Source organism: Xanthomonas sp. WHRI 10207, from assembly GCF_040202975.1.
Taxonomy (GTDB): domain Bacteria; phylum Pseudomonadota; class Gammaproteobacteria; order Xanthomonadales; family Xanthomonadaceae; genus Xanthomonas.
This window is the reverse complement of the sequence record NZ_JBEGDX010000003.1, coordinates 446,948-460,844: the sequence shown is the minus strand read 5'-3', so window position 1 is coordinate 460,844 and position 13,897 is coordinate 446,948. Positions and strand designations below refer to the sequence as shown.

Annotated in this window: 14 protein-coding genes and 1 other RNA gene; 8 read left to right on the top strand and 7 right to left on the bottom strand. The window is 64.9% G+C overall.

Features of this window, described 5'->3' with window-relative positions; genetic code table 11:
- Window positions 1-57: 57 nt before the first annotated feature.
- On the bottom strand, window positions 58-960 hold the full coding sequence (locus tag ABQU90_RS12490) for an NAD-dependent epimerase/dehydratase family protein (RefSeq protein ID WP_323522780.1): 903 nt from the start codon (window positions 958-960) through the stop codon (window positions 58-60).
- 167 nt (window positions 961-1,127) lie between these two features.
- Here ABQU90_RS12490 and ABQU90_RS12485 point away from each other — a divergent pair, with 167 nt between their 5' ends.
- Genes ABQU90_RS12485 through ABQU90_RS12460 form a run of 6 tightly spaced genes read left to right on the top strand, consistent with a single transcriptional unit; the run spans window position 1,128 to window position 7,074 of the window.
- Entirely contained in the window at window positions 1,128-3,956 is a 2,829-nt protein-coding gene (locus ABQU90_RS12485) for a monovalent cation/H+ antiporter subunit A (protein WP_323522779.1), read from the top strand.
- Window positions 3,956-4,330: a Na+/H+ antiporter subunit C gene (locus tag ABQU90_RS12480; RefSeq protein ID WP_055853268.1), complete on the top strand. Its 375-nt coding sequence runs from the start codon at window positions 3,956-3,958 to the stop codon at window positions 4,328-4,330. Before ABQU90_RS12485 ends, ABQU90_RS12480 begins: the two co-directional genes overlap by 1 nt.
- Entirely contained in the window at window positions 4,327-5,871 is a 1,545-nt protein-coding gene (locus ABQU90_RS12475) for a monovalent cation/H+ antiporter subunit D (protein ID WP_323522778.1), read from the top strand. Before ABQU90_RS12480 ends, ABQU90_RS12475 begins: the two co-directional genes overlap by 4 nt.
- Window positions 5,868-6,374 carry a Na+/H+ antiporter subunit E gene (locus ABQU90_RS12470; RefSeq protein ID WP_115512758.1) on the top strand — a complete coding sequence of 169 codons (507 nt, stop codon included), beginning with the start codon at window positions 5,868-5,870 and terminating at the stop codon, window positions 6,372-6,374. The genes ABQU90_RS12475 and ABQU90_RS12470 overlap by 4 nt, the downstream gene beginning before the upstream one ends.
- Window positions 6,371-6,655 carry a K+/H+ antiporter subunit F gene (locus tag ABQU90_RS12465; protein WP_055853273.1) on the top strand — a complete coding sequence of 95 codons (285 nt, stop codon included), beginning with the start codon at window positions 6,371-6,373 and terminating at the stop codon, window positions 6,653-6,655. Before ABQU90_RS12470 ends, ABQU90_RS12465 begins: the two co-directional genes overlap by 4 nt.
- Entirely contained in the window at window positions 6,652-7,074 is a 423-nt protein-coding gene (locus ABQU90_RS12460; RefSeq protein ID WP_115512759.1) for a Na+/H+ antiporter subunit G, read from the top strand. Before ABQU90_RS12465 ends, ABQU90_RS12460 begins: the two co-directional genes overlap by 4 nt.
- A 374-nt stretch (window positions 7,075-7,448) precedes the next feature.
- On the opposite strand, the gene ABQU90_RS12455 is transcribed toward ABQU90_RS12460, so the two are convergent.
- Window positions 7,449-8,096: a lectin gene (locus ABQU90_RS12455; RefSeq protein WP_407078726.1), complete on the bottom strand. Its 648-nt coding sequence runs from the start codon at window positions 8,094-8,096 to the stop codon at window positions 7,449-7,451.
- Window positions 8,097-8,237: 141 nt separating this feature from the next.
- On the opposite strand from ABQU90_RS12455, the gene ABQU90_RS12450 reads away from it, so the two are divergent.
- Window positions 8,238-8,795, top strand: a complete 558-nt coding sequence (locus ABQU90_RS12450) for a hypothetical protein (RefSeq protein WP_323522777.1) — start codon at window positions 8,238-8,240, stop codon at window positions 8,793-8,795.
- Between the two features lie 305 nt (window positions 8,796-9,100).
- Here the strand turns inward: ABQU90_RS12450 and ABQU90_RS12445 are convergent.
- The 4 genes from ABQU90_RS12445 to hppD form a co-directional block, all read right to left on the bottom strand.
- Window positions 9,101-9,177, bottom strand: a non-coding RNA gene (locus ABQU90_RS12445) — sX9 sRNA.
- Window positions 9,178-9,238: 61 nt separating this feature from the next.
- Window positions 9,239-10,552: a homogentisate 1,2-dioxygenase gene (gene hmgA, locus ABQU90_RS12440; protein ID WP_323522776.1), complete on the bottom strand. Its 1,314-nt coding sequence runs from the start codon at window positions 10,550-10,552 to the stop codon at window positions 9,239-9,241.
- A gap of 60 nt (window positions 10,553-10,612) precedes the next feature.
- On the bottom strand, window positions 10,613-11,005 hold the full coding sequence (locus ABQU90_RS12435) for an endonuclease domain-containing protein (RefSeq protein WP_323522775.1): 393 nt from the start codon (window positions 11,003-11,005) through the stop codon (window positions 10,613-10,615).
- A gap of 278 nt (window positions 11,006-11,283) precedes the next feature.
- A complete protein-coding gene (gene hppD, locus ABQU90_RS12430) occupies window positions 11,284-12,399 on the bottom strand; it encodes a 4-hydroxyphenylpyruvate dioxygenase (protein ID WP_323522774.1) in 1,116 nt (371 codons plus the stop codon).
- Window positions 12,400-12,521: 122 nt separating this feature from the next.
- Here hppD and ABQU90_RS12425 point away from each other — a divergent pair, with 122 nt between their 5' ends.
- Window positions 12,522-13,010, top strand: coding sequence for a MarR family winged helix-turn-helix transcriptional regulator (locus ABQU90_RS12425; RefSeq protein WP_323522773.1), 489 nt, complete (start codon window positions 12,522-12,524; stop codon window positions 13,008-13,010).
- Window positions 13,011-13,306: 296 nt separating this feature from the next.
- Here the strand turns inward: ABQU90_RS12425 and ABQU90_RS12420 are convergent, their stop codons facing one another.
- The gene (locus tag ABQU90_RS12420) at window positions 13,307-13,897 is read right to left on the bottom strand and encodes a thioredoxin family protein (protein ID WP_104614334.1); all 591 of its coding nucleotides are present in this window, start codon (window positions 13,895-13,897) and stop codon (window positions 13,307-13,309) included.

Sequence of the window (13,897 nt, the reverse complement as noted above, 5' to 3'; positions counted from 1 at the left end):
GCGCGTCGAACCGGCTATGCGCTGCTCAACACCGCGACCGGACGCGCGCGCAATCGCTTACTCGCCAATACCGAGCTCTTCGGGCAGCGGGCGGAACGCGCGCGGGGCATAGCCGAAATCGCGACGTGCCGGCTCCAGGTCGAACACCAGATCGTCGCGCATGCGTTGCAGCGCCGCCGCGTTCATGCCACGCAGGCGGCCCAGGCGTTGCGCGGCAGTCAGCGCAAACCCGAACAGGCTTGGTGGCACCTGATAGAGCCGCGCCGGCCGTGGCAGCGCTTCCAGCACCCGTTCCACCATCTGCGTGTAGGCCAGCACTTCGCCGCCGCCCACCGCGTAGCTGCGTTGCTGGGTCGCCGCTTGTCCGATCACCGCCAGCGCCGCGCTGGCCAGATCGTCCACATGCACTGGCTGACGCAAACCGGTGGCATTGGCGGGCAGCACGAAGGCGCCGGTGCGCTGCGCCAGGCCGGCAATCTGGGTGAGCGTCTTGTCGCGTCCGGCACCGTAGACCAGGGTCGGGCGCAGTACGGTGGCGGTGGCGCCGCGCGCCATGGCCGCAGAAAACAATGCCTGTTCGGCATGCGCCAGCCGTTGCGCCACGTCGCGCTCGGCCGCATCGATCGAATGCTCCTTGACCTCCACGCTGGTCGAACCGAACGCCACGATGCGCGGCGCGGCGACCGGGTTTTCGGCATACCAGCGGGCGAAGTGGTCCAGCGGTCCGCAGCTGAAGATCACCTCGAACGCCTCGCCCGCGGCGGCCGGCACGGCCAGATCGCCTTGCCGCCAGATCAACCCGGAGCGCGCCGCGCGCGGCTGCCGCGACCATGCCGTTACCTGCCAGCCGCGGCTCAACAGCCGGGTCAACAGGCGCTCGCCAATCTGCCCGCTGCCGCCGAACACCAGGGCGCGCGGCGCAGACACAGCGGTGGACGGAGCGGGATGGGCAGCGGTCACAGGAAAACTACGCGGTGATGAATGACAGCAGCATACCGAGTCCCTCACGCCGATGCGCCTGCCGTTTGGCGGGTAAGTCCTCGTATGCACGGCACCGGCGTTGACACGGGCGTCAGTCAACGTTTTGTTAAACTCTCTGGCCTGCTCGCGAATCTTGTGTTCCCTGCATGCCTTTTCCGCTGGAAATTCTGCTGGCGCTGCCCTTTGTGATGGCCGCCGCCGCTGCGCTGTTCGCGCGCGCGCCACGTTCGCTCACTGCGTGGTTAGCCGCGGCCGCGCCGTTGGCCGGCCTGCTGGTGCTTGCCAGCTTGACCCCGGCAGTGCTGCGCGGCGAGGTGATCCGCAGCGAGCATGCGTGGTTGCCGCAGATCGGGTTGATGTTCTCGCTGCGGCTCGATGGGCTGGCCTGGATGTTCGCGCTGCTGGTGCTGGGCATCGGCGCGCTGGTGGTGATGTATGCGCACTACTACCTGAGTGCACGCGATAGCGCGTCGCGCTTCTTCGCCTATCTGTTGCTGTTTATGGGCGCGATGCTCGGCATGGTGCTGTCGGGCAATCTGCTGTTGCTGATGGTGTTCTGGGAACTCACCAGCATCAGTTCGTTCCTGCTGATCGGGTTCTGGTCGCACCGCAAGGATGCGCGCGAGGGCGCGCGCATGGCGTTCGTGCTGACCGCTGGCGGTGGGCTCGCACTGCTGGGCGGTGTGCTGATGCTCGGCCGCATCGTCGGCAGTTTTCAGCTGGATGCGGTACTGGCCGCAGGCGACGTGATCCGCGCCAGCCCGCTGTATCCGTATGCGTTGGGATTGGTACTGCTGGGCATCTTTACCAAGAGCGCGCAGTTTCCGTTCCACTTCTGGTTGCCGCATGCGATGGCCGCGCCCACCCCGGTATCGGCGTATCTGCATTCGGCCACGATGGTGAAGGCCGGTGTGTTTTTGCTGGCGCGCCTGCATCCTGCGCTGGCCGGCACCGATCTGTTCTTTTACACCGTCACCAGCATCGGCGCGATCACGCTCTTGCTGGGTGCGTGGTATGCGATTTTCCAGCACGACCTCAAGGGCGTGCTGGCGTACTCCACCATCTCGCATCTTGGTCTGATCACGATGCTGTTCGGCCTGTCGACACCGATGGCGGTGGTTGCGGGCGTGTTCCACATCCTCAACCACGCCGTGTTCAAGGCGTCGTTGTTCATGGCCGCGGGCATCATCGACCATGAAACCGGTACGCGCGACATGCGCAGGTTGGGCAATCTGCGCCGCTTGATGCCGTTCACCAGTGCGTTGGCGATCATCGCATCGCTGGCGATGGCCGGCATTCCGCTGCTCAACGGCTTCCTGTCCAAGGAAATGTTCTTTGCGGTGGCGCTGGACACGCAAGCGCCGCAGCTGATGCGCATACTGGCGAGTATCGCGGCGTTGCTGGCCGGCCTGCTCGGCGTGGCCTACAGCCTGCGGTTCGTGCACGATACCTTCTTCGGCGACGGCCCACGCGCGCTGGAGACAACGCCGCACGAGCCGCCGCGCTGGATGAAGATCCCGGTGGAAGTGCTGGTGCTGATCTGCCTGGCGGTCGGCATCGTGCCGGCGTGGACGGTGGCGCCGGTGCTGCGCGCCGGTGCCAGCGCAATTCTTGGCGACCGATTGCCCGATTACAGCCTGGCGCTGTGGCATGGCTTCAACTGGCCGCTGGCCATGAGCTTCGCTGGCATGATCGGCGGCACGCTGCTGTACATGGCGATCCGCCGCATGCTGGATCTGTATGCGGTGCAGAACCGCTCGCCAGGCAAGGCGGTGTTCCACTGGAACCTGCGTGCGCTGTTTGCTGCCACCGCCCGCATGACCGATACGGTCACCAACGGCAATCTGCAGCGCATGCTGATGTTGCTGGTGCTGAGCGCGGTAGTGGTGGCGCTGGTGCCGTTCCTGCAGGGCGGCACACTGCCGGCCTGGCCGGCGCCCACGCCGATGCCGTTGCTGGGGTGGACGGTGTGGCTGCTGTTGATCGCCTGTGCGCTGGGCAGCCTGTTCCTGTACAAGCAGCGCCTGCTGGCGGTGCTGGTGCTCGGCGGGACCGGGCTGGCGGTCAGCCTGACTTTCGTCTTCCTGTCCGCGCCGGATCTGGCACTGACGCAGTTGCTGGTGGAGATGGTGACGCTGGTGCTGATGCTGCTGGCGATGAACTACCTGCCCGAACGCTCGCTGCCCGAGCGCGCGCGGCTGCGCAAGATCCGCGATGTCTGCATCGCGATCGTGGGCGGCGCCGGTCTGGCCGCGTTGTCGTACACCTTGATGACGCAATCCAGCCACACCGTTGCCGGCGAACTGCTGCAACGCGCACTGCCCGAGGCGTATGGCCGCAACGTGGTCAACGTGATCCTGGTGGATTTCCGCGGTTTCGACACCTTTGGTGAGATCACCGTGTTCGCGATTGCCGGGTTGGTGGTGCATGCGCTGCTGCGACGCTCGCGCATGGCACCGGAACGCAACATGCCGGGGCCGGCGATCCGCTTGCCGGTGCCGGCGGATCTGGCGCAGATCATGTTCCCGCTGACCTTGACGGTGTCGCTGTTTCTGTTCCTGCGCGGTCACAACGCACCCGGCGGCGGCTTTATCGCCGGGTTGGTGCTGGCGGTGCCGTTGCTGATGCAGTACGTGATCCAGGGCGCCGCATCGGTGGAGTCGCGCTTCGGCTTCGACTACATCCGGCTGATCGGCATGGGCTTGTTGTGCGCATTGCTCAGCGGTGCCGGGTCGCTGCTCTTCGGCTTGCCGTTCTTGAGCAGCGGGCACGTCAACATCCCCTTGCCGCTGTTGGGCGAGCTGGAACTTGCCAGCGCGCTGGGCTTCGATATCGGTGTGTATCTGGTGGTGTTCGGTGCGGCGATGTTGATGCTGTCGATGATGGGCACTATCAAACCGTCGCGTACGCGCAGTTCGCAGCGCGGCGAGATCGACCCCACCCAACGTTCGACACGCACCGCGGAGCAGCATTGATGGAATTGGCAATGGCAAGCGCGATTGGCGTCCTCACCGCATTGGCGATCTATCTGCTGCTGCGCGCGCGCAGCTTCGATGTGATCCTGGGGATGACCTTCCTGTCGTATGCGACCAATCTGCTGATCTTCGCCGGTGGGCGGCTGCGCAGCGGCCAGCCGCCGGTCTTGCGCGACGGCGTGCCGGTGGACCTGCAGCACTACACCGACCCGTTGCCGCAAGCGTTGGTGCTGACCGCGATCGTGATCGCGTTTGCGATGACGGCCGTGAGCCTGGTGCTGGCGATCCGTAGCCGCAGCGACAACGGCAGCGACCATGTGGATGCGCATGAAGATGCCGCCACCGGCATGGACACGCGGCAGGCGCGGCGATGAATCATCTGCTGATCCTGCCGATCCTGATTCCGATGCTGGGTGCATCCGCATCGCTGTTCGTCGAGCACCGCCGCTATGGGCCGCGGGTGCAGCGCAGCGTGGCATGGGTGAGCATGGCGTTGCTGGCGGCTGCGGTGATCGCGTTGTTTGCACGTGCCGCCGATGGCGGTGTGCTGGTCTATCTGCTCGGCGACTGGCCGGCGCGGCTCGGCATCGTGCTGATGGGCGACCGGCTGTCTGCCTGGATGCTGTTGACCACCTTGATCCTGGCCTCGGCGTGCCTGCTGCATGCCTGCGCCGGCTGGGACCGGCGCGCGCCGCACTTCCATGCCTTGTTCCAGTTCCAGCTGATGGGCTTGAACGGCGCGTTTCTGACCGGCGACATCTTCAATCTGTTCGTGTTCTTCGAAGTGATGCTGATCGCGTCCTATGGGCTGTTGCTCAGTGGCGGGCGCGGCCTGCAGATGCGCGTCGGCTTGCATTACGTGGTGTTCAACGTGTGTGCGTCGACGCTGTTTCTGATTGCGCTGGGCTTGGTGTTTGGCGTGTTCGGCACGCTCAACATGGCCGAACTGTCGCAGCGCATTGCCGACCTGCCGGCGCAGGATGTGCCACTGGCCAAGGCCGCATTGGGATTGTTGCTGCTGGTGTTCTGCAGCAAGGCCGCCTTGTTGCCGCTGTACCTGTGGCTGCCGGAAACCTACTCGCGCGCGCCGGCCGCGGTAGCCGCGCTGTTCGCAATCATGACCAAGGTCGGGCTCTACGCAACGCTGCGCGTGTCGTCGCTGTGGTTCGGCGCCGGGGCCGGCGCGCTGCATGGCTTTGGCCGGCATGCGCTGCTGTGGCTGGGCATTGCCACGCTGCTGATGGCCGCCTTCGGGGTCATGGCCGCATCGCGACTGCGGGTGATGGTGTCGTATCTGGTGGTGTTTTCGGCAGCGACCTTGTTCATCGCCTTCTCGCTCGACGATGCGGGCGCACTGGGCGCGGGTCTGTATTACCTGCCGCACAGCAGCTTTGTGGCCGCGGCCTTGTTCATGGTGTCGGACCTGATCCGGCGCCGCCGCGGCACTGCCAGCGACCGCAAGGAAGTGGTGGCGCCGCTGCCGGGGCGGGCGATTCCCGGCACGATGTTCCTGATCGCCGCGATTGCGGTGGCCGGCCTGCCGCCGTTGTCCGGATTTCTCGCCAAGGCCGCCTTGTTGCAGCATGTGCCCGAAGGCCTGGTCGGGCCGGTCTGGGGCGCGATTCTCGGCAGCAGCCTGCTGGTGGTGATCGGTTTGACCCGGGCTGGCGTGCGGCTGTTCTGGCGCGTGCCGGAGGCAGTGGAAGACACGCCCGCGCTGCAACCGCAGCGCCGCGGCCGCATGCGGCCGGTGGAGACCGCCGCCACGGTCTTGCTGCTGACCGGGCTGGTGGCGATGACGGTCGGTGCCGCGCCGCTGATGCGCTACACAGATGCCGCCGCCGCGCAGCTGCACGACCCCGGCGCCTATGTGGATCAGGTACGCGCCACCACGCCGCAACGGAGGCAGCCATGAACGCGCGCGTCTCGTGGCGACACCGCGTCTTTCCATCGGCGCCATTGAGCGTGACGGTCTTCGTGTTCTGGCTGTTGCTCAGCGACAGCTTCGGGCCGCAGCAGTGGGTGCTGGGCGCGCTGCTGGGCGTGGTGGTGCCGATCTTCGCCGCAAGGCTGGACCGCGAATTCGCCCGCATCGGCTCGTTGCGCTCGGTACCGCGCATGTTGCTGGTAGTGGCCGCCGACATCGTGCGTTCCAACATCAAGGTGGCCATCCAGGTGCTCGGGCCGGAATCGCGCATCCATCCCGGGTTTATCTGGGTGCCGCTGGATATCGCCAATATCCATGGCATTGCCGCGCTGACCAGCATGATCACGCTCACGCCGGGCACGGTGTCGGCGGCGTTGTCGGACGACCGCAAATATCTGCTGGTGCACGTGCTGCATCTGGACGACCCGGACGCGTTGATCGCCGAGATCAAGACCCGCTACGAAAAGCCTCTGATGGAGATCTTTCCATGACCGGTCACATGTTCATCGAATCGACCATCGTCATCTGCATGCACACGGTGGGCCTGGCCATCCTGATGGCGCTATGGCGGCTGCTACGTGGGCCGACGGTGCCCGACCGCATCCTGGCGCTGGACACGCTGTCCATCACGGCCATCGCCGAACTGATGCTGCTGGGCATGTATCTGGATTCGCCAATCTATTTCGAGGCCGCACTGGTGATTGCGATGCTGGGCTTCGGCAGCACCGTGGTGCTGAGCAAATACGTGCTGCGCCGGGATATCGTCGAATGATCGCACTCACCGAGTATCTGCTGAGCGCGCTGTTGCTGGTCGGCACCTTCTTCATCCTGATCGGCGCATTCGGGCTGGTCAAACTGTCGGACTTCTTCAAGCGGCTGCATGCGCCGACCAAGGCCAGCACACTGGGCGTGGGCTGCGTGCTGCTGGGCTCAGTGGGCTATCACCTGTTCCTGGGCGTGGACCCGCAACCGCGCGAGCTGCTGATCACCGTGTTTTTGTTCATTACCGCGCCGATCAGCGCGCACATGATGGCCAAGGCCGCGTTGTCGTTGATGATGGAAGACCGTCCGGAAGTACCCAATCACGGCGAGATGGAAAAAGAAGGCCTGCCAACGCCGGCCACCGAAGGCGACGTCGGCGAGAACGCAGAGACCGCCAAGCAACATGAGCGGCCAGCGTCGGAGCGCTGATCTCGCGCGGGGCCGGTAACGCGGGTGCGCGACGTGGCTTGGTTACGCGCCGCGCATTGCCACAGTGACGCTGCTGCGGGCGCGATGGATGCCACGTGACTTCAGGGGTCGCGATGCGGCATCTGTGCGAATTGCAGAAAGCCGTACGCCGACGTCTGTGTTGCTAGCACTCCGGTAGACCTCGACCACTGCCCGTTGCATCGTGCATCCGCCACGCCCGGCGGCGGCTGAGCCAGCAAAGCACGGCTGATCCGTTCGCCGTATCGCTGCAGCGACGCTGACGCCGGCAGCGCCAGCGTGATCCATCCACCGTGCGCTGCTGCGTACGCGTATGCGGCGAAAGGCCCACACCGACATGCGACGTGACGCGGAGCTCAGCCGCAGCCTTCCACATAATCGACTTGCGGTGCCTGCCCTACCCACCAGCTGCTGACCGTGCCACCGGCATCGGTCTCGAAGACCAGCGCAGACTGCGTCGCGGCATCGGCATGGCGCAGCGTCTGCGCACCGGGCAGGTATTTGTGCGGCTGTGCGTCCAAGCCATCGGGATACAGCGCGCGCAGCTGCGCCACCGTCATGCCGACCTTGCCGCCGCCGGGCGCGATCTCCTTCGGCTCGTTGGTCTGGTAACGCACCAGGTGATCGCCTTCGAACATGAAACCGAATCGACGCGCGTCATCGGCCCACTGCGGGCGCAGCAAGTAACACCCGCCATCGCTGGCGGCATCGCCGCGCAATTCGCCACCCCAGGCCGCGCGCGCCTGCGCAGCGTCCATGCCTAACCGCAGGTCGCCATAGCCATCCAGCCGCGCAAGCGTGGTGGGTTCCTGGCGCAGATGCGGCGGAAACGTGCCGGGCGGAGCGGTTGCCGGCGGCATCGCGTCTGCGGGCTGATCGTTGGCAGACGCGACCGCTGCATGCGCGGTATCGGCCGGCGCTTGCGCAGCCGGCGCATCGTCGCCGCGATGACAGCCAGCCACCATCAGCACCATACCTATCCAACCAAGCAGTCTGCGTGTCATCGATGCGCTCCGTTATGCGTTGGCCCAGCCTACACAGCCGGCATCGCGGCGATGTGCAGGGCACGGCAACCTGCCGTCGCGGTGATGTCATCGGCGCTTCATTGGCAGCGGTCACGCTGTCGGCTTCGCAGGACTGCCGCCATGACCCCACGCAAGACCGAACTCGCCCTGACGGCACTGCAATCGCACCGCAGCCCACTGACGTTACTGCAGCGCCGTGCGCTGATCCTGGCCGATGGGCAGCGCGACCTGGCGACACTGGCGCTGTTGCTGGGAGATAACGGAGCCGCGTTGGTGCAGACACTGTGCGCGATGGGGTATCTGACCGGCGCTGAAGATGCGCCAGCCAGTGCATCGCGCTCGACCGCTCCGATGGTTGCGGTGATGCCGATTGCCGCGGTGCCTGCGGCGGTCCAGGCGCCGCCAGTTACTGCGCCCACCGAGGAAGACCTGCAACGCCTGCGCCGTCGCGCTGCCACCAACGCGCGCCTGTATCTGCTCGACATCCTGCAGTTGCAGCGCAACCCGGTGGCGGTGGTGTTGCACCGGCAGTTGCAGGCCGCACGCGCGGAAGAGGAGATCGGCATCGCCATCAATACGGCGTTGCGTGAGCTTCCGCAGTTCACGTCCGCCTCGTATACGCAGCGCGTGCGCACCCGGATCGAAGAGCTACTGCCGGATGCGTTGCAGGCCGCGTAATGCCGGCCGGCACGCGGATTCGATTCTGGAGCGCAGCACGCGGATGTGGGCGATGAACTAAAAGCGCTCGGTCATTTCCTGGCGATCGCCGAGACCGACGCTGCCTGCTGTTGTCGCAGTCCGTCGCAGCAGCGACGCGAAGCCAATGGCGAAGAGCACGCCAGCACCTGCGTTGCGCTGAATGCACATGGGCGTGCCATGGATGCCGGTGACACGACGGCCGGCAGTGTCCGCGTTGGAAACGTTGGCCCCGATTGCACGCCATTGCCGGCGGCGCAAACCGGTTTGATCGGCACGCTTAGAGCGGCTATGGAGACTTAGCGTGCAGTCGTCGGGCCTGTGTGGAAGGCGCACTCAGAACCGGAGTACACGCGTGGTCCATGCCGCACCGAGCACCGACCGCGCCCTCCTGTTGGTGAGCACAGTCATTTTGTTAGCTGCGCTTAGTCTGCCGGGCCAGACGTCGGCGCCTTGAACCCTGCACGCAAGCCGGACCAGCATTGCTGGTAGTCGCCTTGTCGATGGGTGGCCTGTAGCGCCTGCTGGGTGGGGCGCAATACCGCACGGGTTTCGAACATAAAAGCCATGGTCTCGGCGATAACGTCCGGACGCGATAGATCCGCCTGCGAGGCCTTGTCGAAGGTTGCCGCATCCGGGCCGTGCCCGCTCATGCAGTTGTGCAGCGACGCACCGCCCGGCGCGAAGCCTTCGGCCTTGGCGTCGTAGACGCCATGCACCAATCCCATGAACTCGCTGGCCACATTGCGGTGGAACCACGGTGGGCGGAAGGTGTGCTGCGCCACCAGCCAGCGCGGCGGGAAGATTGCAAAATCCATGTTGGCCGTGCCGTGCGTGTCGCTGGGCGAGGTCAGCACGGTGAAGATACTGGGATCGGGGTGATCGAAACTGATCGAGCCGATAGCGTTGAAGCGGCGCAGATCGTAGCGATACGGCGCGTAATTGCCGTGCCAGGCCACCACGTCCAGCGGCGAATGGCCGATGTCCGCACGCCACAGATGGCCCTGGAATTTAGCGACCAGTTCGAATGCGCCTTCGCGCTGCTCGAAGGCGGCGTGCGGGGTCTCGAAGTCGCGCGGGTTGGCCAGGCCATTGCTGCCGATCGGGCCCAGGTCGGGCAGGCGCAACAAGCCACCGAAGTTTTCGCAGACATAGCCCCGCGCGGTGTCGTCGCGCAGCTCGACACGGAAGCGCACGCCGCGCGGGATCACGCCGATCTGCTGCGGCTCCAGTTCCAGCACGCCAAGCTCGGTGTGCACCCGCAGCCGGCCCAGCTGCGGCACCAGCAACAACTCGCCATCGGCGTCATAGAAAAAGCGATCGTGCATGGAAGCGTTGGCCGCATACAGATGCACGGCAACCCCGGTCATCGCCTCGGGGCCGCCATTGCCGGCCATGGTGTAGAGCCCATCGATGAAATCGGTCGGCGCGGTCGGCAGCGGCAACGAACTCCAGCGCAGTTGATCCGGCGGCACCGGCCCGCTGCCGAACGCGTTGTGGAGCTGCGACTGCTCGATCAAGGAGAAGCTGCCATGCACGGCCGCCGGGCGAATGCGGTACAGCCAAGAGCGCCGGTTCTCGCCACGCGGTGCGGTGAACGCGGTGCCCGACAACTGCTCGGCATACAGCCCGTGCGCCACGCGCTGCGGCGAGTTCTGCCCGACCGGCAGGCCGCCCGGCACCGCCTCCGTTGCGAACTCGTTGCCGAAGCCGGTCATGTAATGCTGCTGGTTGTGCATGGTGGCGCGTCCGGATGTTGACCCTCCTCCTCGACCGCAGAAGGCTGGGCTTGGGGTGAATCAAGCCCCTCTCCCATCGGGAGAGGGGTTGGGGTGAGGGTACGGCGGCGCAATGGCATGACAGATCGCCTCCACCACCGCATCCAGCGAAAGCAACACATCGTTGTTCCAGAAGCGCAGCACTGTCCATCCCTTGGACTGCAACCACCGCGTCCTTGCCTGATCGCTGAATGCCTGGTGCTGCGATCCATCCAACTCAACAATCAACCTGACTTCGACGCAGCAAAAATCTGCGATGTACGGCGGAAGTGGATGCTGACGTCTGAACTTGAGGCCTTGCAGCTGATTGCTGCGCAGACAGCGCCAAAGCTCACGTTCTGCGTACGTCAACTCTTTGCGTAATGCGCGCGCATGGGTGCGTGTGACAGTGGGTAGTGGCAGTTTGATTTTCATCGCTCCACCGTACCCTCACCCCACCCCCTCTCCTGCAGGGAGAGGGGCTTTAATCACGTGCGTCTTCGTTGCCCTGTGTTGTCAGAAAAACACCTTGCCTGGGCGTACTGGATTGCTGCCACTTGCCTAACGCGTCGTCTCATCCGTACCGGAACCACATCCGACGTGACGGGCAGACAGGCGCGACACCGCAACAATCTGCACCACTCCAAACTCGCGCCGACGCAGCTAATGGCACCAACCACAAATCCCGAACGGCGAATCACCCATCCCTGCCCTCAAAGCACCCCGCGCTTGATCTGGTCGCGCTCGATGCTCTCGAACAGCGCCTGAAAATTGCCTTCGCCGAAGCCTTCATTGCCCTTGCGCTGGATGATCTCGAAGAAGATCGGGCCGATGCTGTTGGTGGTGAAGATCTGCAGCAACTTGCGCTGCTTGGTGTCCACGTCCGCATCGATCAGGATCTTGTTGCGGCGTAGGCGCGCGACGTCTTCGCCGTGATCGGGGATGCGCAGGTCCACCACGTCGAAATAGGTGTCGGGCGTATCCAGAAAACTCACGCCGGCCTCGTGCATCTTTTCCACGCTGGCGTAGATGTCGTCGGTGAAGCAGGCGATGTGCTGGATGCCTTCGCCCTGATAAGCGTCCAGATACTCGTTTATCTGGCTCTTGGGGTCGGACGATTCGTTGAGCGGGATGCGCACGATGCCATCGGGTGCGGTCATCGCCTTGGACACCAGGCCGGTCTTGGCGCCCTTGATGTCGAAGTAGCGAATCTCGCGGAAGTTGAACAAGCGTTCGTAGTAATCCGACCAACGCTGCATGTTGCCGAAATACAGGTTGTGGGTGAGGTGGTCGATGAAGGTCAGGCCGAAGCCGACCGGGTGTTGGTCGGCGCCTTCGATCGGCTCGTAGTCGGCGTCGTAGATGCTGCCGGTATCGCCATAGCGGTCCACCAGATACAGCATGCAATCGCCGATCCCCTTGACCACCGGTGCCGGCACCGCGCGCGTCTCCGGCTTGTTCTGCACCGCTTCGCCGCCGTTGCCCAGCACCGTCTGCAGCACGGTATCGGCCGGGGTGCGGAAGCGGATGGCGAAGCCGCAGGCGCAGGGGCCATGCGCGGCCGCAAAATCGGCGGCAAACGAATCGGGGTCTTCGTTGAGCAGGAAATTGACCCCGCCCTGGCGATAGACGGTAATGGCGCGACTGCGGTGCCGCAGCACCGCACTGAAGCCCATCTTGCGAAAATAGTCATGCAGTTGCGCGGCCTGGCCGGCCGGTGCGGCGAATTCGACGAATTCGAACCCGTCGATTCCCATCGGATTGTCGAAGGTGGTGACCTGCATCCCTGGATCGGGGCGGGCTACAGTGGTGTTCGGTTGTGCGCTCATCGTCGTTTCTCCACGCTAGGCGGCCCGCAGGGCTATGCGGGGTGGCAGAAGACCCGCGAGAATGCGCAGGCCACCCCTCGTTTGTAGTTGCAAATGAAACCAAAATCAAGACACAGTGCAACATGAGCGATCACGACACCTCCAACCCGCCGCAACATCCCGTGCTGCTCAACCTTGAGCAGTTCCTGCCGTATCGCCTCAGCGTGCTGTCCAACCGCATCAGCGCCAACATCGCCAAGGTCTACGGCAACCGCTACGGCATGGCCATCCCCGAGTGGCGGGTGATCACCATCCTGGCGCTGTATCCGGGCTCGTCGGCCAGCGAGGTCTCCGACCGCACCGCGATGGACAAGGTTGCCGTGAGTCGCGCGGTGGCGCGGCTGCTGGAACGGGGCTTCATCCGCCGCGAGACCCACGGCGACGACCGCCGCCGCTCGATGCTGGCACTGTCGCCGGCCGGACGCCAGGTGTACGAAACCGTCGCACCGCTGGTCAACGAAATGGAACAACGGCTGATGTCGGTGTTCAGCGACGAAGAACAGCAGTTGCTGGAACGCCTGATCGACCGGCTGGCCAAGGATGGGCTACCGCGCATGGCGGGCAAGGACTGAGCTTCGCTTTGCAGGACGGCAGCTGGCGTTCGTGCAGCGCTGCGATGATCGGGTTAGACGCGGGTTTGCCGCGCTGCCAGGCACGCGGCTGATGTCGACGTCGCCGAGTGTGTTGCGCGATCGCTGCGGGCACTGCGTTATTGCAGGCAGCGATGCCCAGCCCGCTCGCGTCATCGGGCATCGCATGCAACGGTCCAGGCACACATCTGCGTGGTCTTCGGACATTGCGCTCGACAGGTACCCACAAAAAACCCCGCAGCAGTGCGGGGTTTTTTGTGTGACGCATTCGCAGGGAATCAGGCTTCCGGCGGTGCCCACTGCTTGAGGAAATCGAACAGCTTCTTGCGATCGAAGCCCTCGCCCTTGCGCAGCTCCGGGCTGGTCTGGGTGGTCAATAGCTTGCCGTCGTTGTCCAGCACCAGCAGCGACGGATAGTCGTTGAGTTGGGCGAACTGCGACAGGAACGCAGCGTTTTCGTTGGCCGCATCGCGATTGACCTTGACCACCACAAAGTGCGCGTCGCGGAAGCTGCGCAGTTCGGCATCGCCGCCCATCAGCTCGTCCAGCGTCTTGCACGGCTCGCAGGCGGCGTTGCCCACGTTGAGCACGATGCGCTTGCCGCCGCGCTTGGCCTCGACCTTGGCCGTTTCCAGATCGGCGGCCGGATCGCGCGATGGGTCGTACTGCGCATTGAGCGCGGCCGCGGCCGCAATATCGGCCGCGGTGGGCGTGTTGCCCGAGGACACCGGCTGGCTGGGGTCGGCACTGGGTGGCTTCTGCATCGACGTATCCAGCGGCCGTGGCGCTTCCTGTTGCTCGGCATGCTGCCCGCAGGCACTCAACAGACCGGCCAGCAGCAGGCCACAGACAATGGGTTTGATCGGCAT